The following is a 5,118-nucleotide window of genomic DNA, read 5'->3' on the forward strand; positions in this document are numbered from 1 at the left end:
TTAGAGCGTGTTTGAGATCGGGCTTTCGATCAGTGAGCCGCGTCCAGGCGGCTCCTGGCCGCGTCACCGCGGCGGCTTTGGGCCACCAGGGCACGCTCGGTCGACCGTCATGCGTGTTGATCGACCGAGCAAGCCCTAGAAACTGGCGAACAGGTCCCGGGGCATGGCGATCCGCGCGGCTTCGGACAACGACCCGGAGACCGATGGGTAGATCGCGAATGTGTGGGCAACCTGGTCGACGGTCAGGCCGTTGGCGACCGCCAGCGACACCGGGAAGATCAGTTCTGACGCCCGGGGCGCTACGACAACCCCACCCAGAACGCTGCCGCTGCCAGGCCGACAGAACAGCTTGACGAAACCGTCCGTGACGGCCTCCATCTTCGCCCGCGGGTTCCGGGCAAGCGGGAGGATCGTCGTATGCGCCGCGACCGCGCCTGACTCGATCATCCGTTGGGAGATGCCGACGGTCGCGATCTCCGGCTCGGTGAAGATGTTCGACGACACGGTACCCAGCCGCAGTGGGGTGACCGCCTCACCGAGCGCGTGCCACATGGCGATCCTGCCCTGCATGGCGGCGACGGACGCCAGCGGCAGCACCCCGGTACAGTCACCAGCGGCGTAGACCCCCGGCACCGATGTCCTCGACATCCGGTCGACCTCGATATGGCCGGTCGTGTTCAGGCGTATCCCGACGTCGGTCAGACCGATCTCCGATGTGCGCGGCACCGAACCGACGGCCATCAGGACGTGGCTGCCACTGATGATCCTGCCGTCCTCGAGCTCGACCTCCACACCGTCGGCGACCCGGCGGGTCGCTGCCGCCCGGGAGCAGCCCAGCACCGTGACACCCCTGCGCCCGAACACATCCTCCAGGACCCGGGCCGCGTCGGGATCCTCCCCAGGCAGCACCCGGTCGCGGGAGGAGATGAGTGTCACCTGCGCACCGAGCGCCCGGTAGGCGCTGGCGAACTCGGCGCCGGTGACGCCGGAACCGACCACGATCAGATGTTCGGGCAGCCTGTCGAGGTCGTAGAGATGGCGCCAGGTGAGAATTCTCTCACCGTCAGGTATCGCGGTCGGCACGATCCGCGGCGACGCACCGGTGGCGATCAACATGATGTCGCCGAAGAACGCCTCACCAGAATCGATCTCGACGACATGCGGACCGACCAGCCGCCCGCGGGCGTGCACAACCCGGACGGCCTCTTTTTCCAGTCGGGTCTCGATGTCACGGGACTGCGCCTGGGCAAGCCCCCGTACCCGGGCGTAGACCCGCTCGATGTCCACACCAGCACCGGCAGGCAGCTCACAACCGGGTGCCGCCATGGCATCCCAGCCCGCTTCCGGCAGCACGAAACCGCCGTCTCGCAGCCGGACACCGAGCGAGGGCGCCGCGGCCAGGGCCGTCATCGCCGCCGATGTGGCGATCAGGGCCTTCGATGGAACACAGTCAGTAAGGACGCAGGCACCGCCCATCCCATCCGCATCGATGAGTGTGACAAATGCCCCCAGCTCAGCTCCGACAAGGGCCGCCTCATACCCACCGGGCCCCCCTCCAAGGATGACAATTCGCGGCACGTGCGCGCTCCCTTCCGTGGGCGGCGTTCCCATCAGCTATCTTGCCTCCTGCCGCGCGCCGTACCACTGGGATCGGACCGACTTTCGTACAATCAGGGAAAGGTAACCCGCCGGCCCGGTGCGTCAGCACAGTCGGGGAGAACGTGGGTACGGTAGGCGCCAGTGGAGATCCTTGAGATACGCCGTCACCCCGGCCGCGATGGCCGCGACGAAAGAGCCCGCGAGAGGCGTACGCCATGACCATGTACGCCGCCTACGGCAGCAACCTCGATCCGGCCCAGATGAAGGAACGTGCACCACACGCTCCGGTCATCGGGACCGGCTGGATACACGGCTGGAGACTCACCTTCGGTGGCGAGGACGTCGGCTGGGAAGGCGCGCTCGCCACTATCGTCGAGTCCCCCGGCTCCCATGTCTACGTGATGCTCTACGACATCGACCGGCGTGATCTGCGGCAGCTCGACGTGTGGGAGGGTGCCGACGCCGGCCTCTACACCCGCATCCGCGTGCGCGTTTCCACCCTGGACGGCGACGCGCTTGCCTGGGCGTACGTCCTGGACGCCTACGAAGGCGGGCTGCCGTCCAAACGGTACGTATCGATCATGGCCGACGCGGCGGAGCGAGCCGGTGCTCCGGCCGACTACGTCGCCCAGCTACGCATGCGCCCAACCGCGTAAGAGCGCCCAGCGGCAAGTGCGTGGAGCAAGGAGCGAGGCTGGGGAGCGATGGCGTGAGGGGCCCCGGGCTCGCCCCGTCGCCTACGAGTTGTCGATCGGAGCGGAGCGCAACGCCGGTTCCTGCTGCTGGACAGTCTGCCCACGCGCGGCCAGCTCGTCGCTCAGCAGCCCGAGGATGCGCACGAGGTCGGCCTGATCTTGCGCGGACAGCACATCGAACAGCGTCGAAGCGCGTTCGACGTGTTCGCGACCGACCCTGTCCACGACGCGTTCACCCTTGCTTGTCAGGGTGATGAGCGTCGCCCGGCGATCCCGCGGATGGCGGGCGCGGCGGACCAGGCCTTCGTGCTCAAGGGTGTCGACAAGCCCGGTGATGGCCCGAGCTGTCGTTCCGAGATCATCAACAAGATCACGCATGATGGGCGGATGCGGATGGTGTCGCAAAGCCGACAGCAGCCGCACACCAGCCGGACTCACACCATCGAGACCGACAGTGGCCTGAAGATAGCGCACCCAGGCTGGCCCAAAACGAACAAAAGCATAAAAAACACGCTCACACAGAGGGCGCTCCGGTTCATTACTGTGAGCCATGTATCGGTTACCCATAAGACAAACCGTTACTGGTTTCACAATCACCGGTGGTACTGTTACCTGCGTCAACATGCGTGAGCACAGATCACCTTAACTAGTGGGGAGACCCCGATGTCGGCGCTCGCACGTTGGTGCCTCCGGCACCGTCGTCTTGTGATTCTTTTCTGGATCGTTGCCTTCGCGGTCGGCGGCGCGACAGCCGGCATCACCACCAAACGGCTGACCTTCGACTTCTCCCTACCCGGCCAGCCCGGCTTCGAGACCTCCCAGAAGATACTCGCGACCTACCACACCGAGGGCCAGGGAGCGCCGGACATCCTGGTGCTGGCCGCGCAGCCCGGCGACAAGGTCGACGACCAACAGGCGGCGGACGTCTTCGCCGCGGTCGAACACGACGTGCCCGGCGTGCGGGTTGTCGGGAAGGCCGCGACCGGCGACAACGTCTTCACCACCGTCGACGGGCGAGCCCAGTTCGCCTACGTCTTCTACCCACCGCAGACCAGCTTCGCGTCCGCGACCCTGGACAAGCTGAAGACGTCAATCGCCGCCCACACACCGGCATCGCTGACCGGGACCGTCACCGGCATAGAGGAACTCCAGACCAACGGCGGCTCCAGCGGTGGGCCGGGGGTACTGGTCGAGACCCTGCTCGCCGGTGTCGGCGCCCTGGCGATCCTCGCGTTCGTCTTCGCCTCCATGCTCGCACTGGTGCCGCTGCTCGTCGCGGCGGTGTCGATCACGTCGACCTTCCTGATCCTGCTGGGGCTGACCGTCTTCGCGGACGTGTCGTTCCTGGTGCAGTTCCTCGTCTCCCTGATCGGCCTCGGCGTCGCCATCGACTACTCGCTGCTGATCGTCACCCGGTGGCGCGAGGAACGTGCCCACGGCCGGGAGAACCACGACGCGATCGTGGCCTCGATGGAGTCGGCGGGCCACGCCGTGCTGTTCAGCGGTCTCACCGTCGCGATCGGCCTGGTCGCCCTGGTCGTCATCCCGGTGCCCTTCCTGCGCTCCATCGGCTACGGCGGGATGCTCATCCCGGTGGTCAGCGTGGCGGTCACCACCACCCTGCTGCCCGCTCTGCTCGGCGGCATCGGCCCGCGGGTCGACTGGCCGCGGATCCGGCACGAGAACACCGCGAGCCGGTTCTGGACCAGGTGGGCATCGCTGGTCGTGCGCCGCCGCTGGATCGCCGCCGGCGTCGGACTCGCCATCCTTACCGCCCTGATCATTCCATTCTTCGGGGTCCAGATCGGCACGGCGCAGTCCTCGTCGCTGACGAAGACCGGGCCCGCCTACGAGGCGCTGAAAGTCCTTGAGGACGGCGGTGCGCCGACAGGCATCCTCACCCCGGCCGAGATTCTGGTCGACACGTCGGCGTCCGCCGACGTGGTGCAGCGCGTGCGCGCGGTGGACGGCGTGGCCACCGCGACGGCCCCGACCGGCCCGGCGTCGAACCGGGCCGGCACGTCGATCGTCCTCGCCGTGCCGACCAACGAGACCGCGGGCGGCAGCAGCACCGACCCGATCCGGCGGATGCGGTCCGCCCTGGACAACGTGCCCGGGTTCATCGGTCTGACCGGGATAGGCGCCCTGCAGCTGGACTACATCCATGCTGTCTACGGGGCGTTCCCGCTGGCGCTCGGCCTGATAGTCCTGATCACCTACATCTTGCTGGTACGTGCTTTCCGTTCGCTCCTGCTGCCGCTCAAGGCGGTGTTGTTCAACCTCATATCGCTGGGGGCGACGGGCGGCGCCGTGGTGCTCTTCTGGCAGCACGGGTACGGCTCGGAGGCGATCTACGGCATCAAGGCCACCGGCTCCGTCACCTTCTGGCTGCCCCTGATGATCTTCGCATTCCTGTTCGGCCTGTCCATGGACTACGAGGTGTTCATCCTCGCCCGCATCCGGGAGGAGTACGACGCCAGTGGTGACACCAACGCCGCCGTCATCGAAGGAGTCGGCCGTACCGGGCGGCTTGTGACCTCGGCCGCGCTGATCCTCTTCCTGTCGTTCCTGTCGCTGTCAAGCGGACCGCAGACCGACATCAAGCTGTTCGCGACCGCGCTCGGCTTCGGCATCCTGCTGGACGCCACCGTTGTCCGGATGCTGCTGGTGCCGGCGCTGGTGTCGCTGTTCGGCGCGTGGAACTGGTACCTGCCGGACTGGATGGCGAAACTGCTGCGGGTGCGCGAGTCCCACGCCCACAGCGGTTCGAGTATTCCGGCCGCCGCGAGCCCACAGCCAGGCCGAGGTGCCGAGGTGCCGAGTT

At 67.1% G+C, this 5,118-nt stretch carries 4 protein-coding genes; 2 read left to right on the forward strand and 2 right to left on the reverse strand.

Translation table 11 applies throughout. The features are described from left to right. Nucleotides 1-135: 135 nt before the first annotated feature. Complete coding sequence (locus tag MJ783_RS16840; RefSeq protein ID WP_239311402.1) at nucleotides 136-1,578, reverse strand: NAD(P)H-quinone dehydrogenase; 1,443 nt, start codon at nucleotides 1,576-1,578, stop codon at nucleotides 136-138. Between the two features lie 236 nt (nucleotides 1,579-1,814). On the opposite strand from MJ783_RS16840, the gene MJ783_RS16845 reads away from it, so the two are divergent. Further along, nucleotides 1,815-2,255 (forward strand): gamma-glutamylcyclotransferase, encoded by a 441-nt coding sequence (locus tag MJ783_RS16845; RefSeq protein WP_239311394.1) that lies wholly within the window; start codon nucleotides 1,815-1,817, stop codon nucleotides 2,253-2,255. An 81-nt stretch (nucleotides 2,256-2,336) separates the two neighbouring features. On the opposite strand, the gene MJ783_RS16850 is transcribed toward MJ783_RS16845, so the two are convergent. Beyond that, nucleotides 2,337-2,768, reverse strand: a complete 432-nt coding sequence (locus tag MJ783_RS16850) for a MarR family winged helix-turn-helix transcriptional regulator (RefSeq protein ID WP_239311395.1) — start codon at nucleotides 2,766-2,768, stop codon at nucleotides 2,337-2,339. Between the two features lie 189 nt (nucleotides 2,769-2,957). On the opposite strand from MJ783_RS16850, the gene MJ783_RS16855 reads away from it, so the two are divergent. Further along, nucleotides 2,958-5,118, forward strand: a 2,161-nt coding sequence (locus MJ783_RS16855) for an MMPL family transporter (protein ID WP_239311396.1), incomplete at its 3' end; no start/stop codon positions are given.

This window comes from Protofrankia sp. Cj3 (genome assembly GCF_917627355.1).
GTDB lineage: Bacteria > Actinomycetota > Actinomycetes > Frankiales > Frankiaceae > Protofrankia.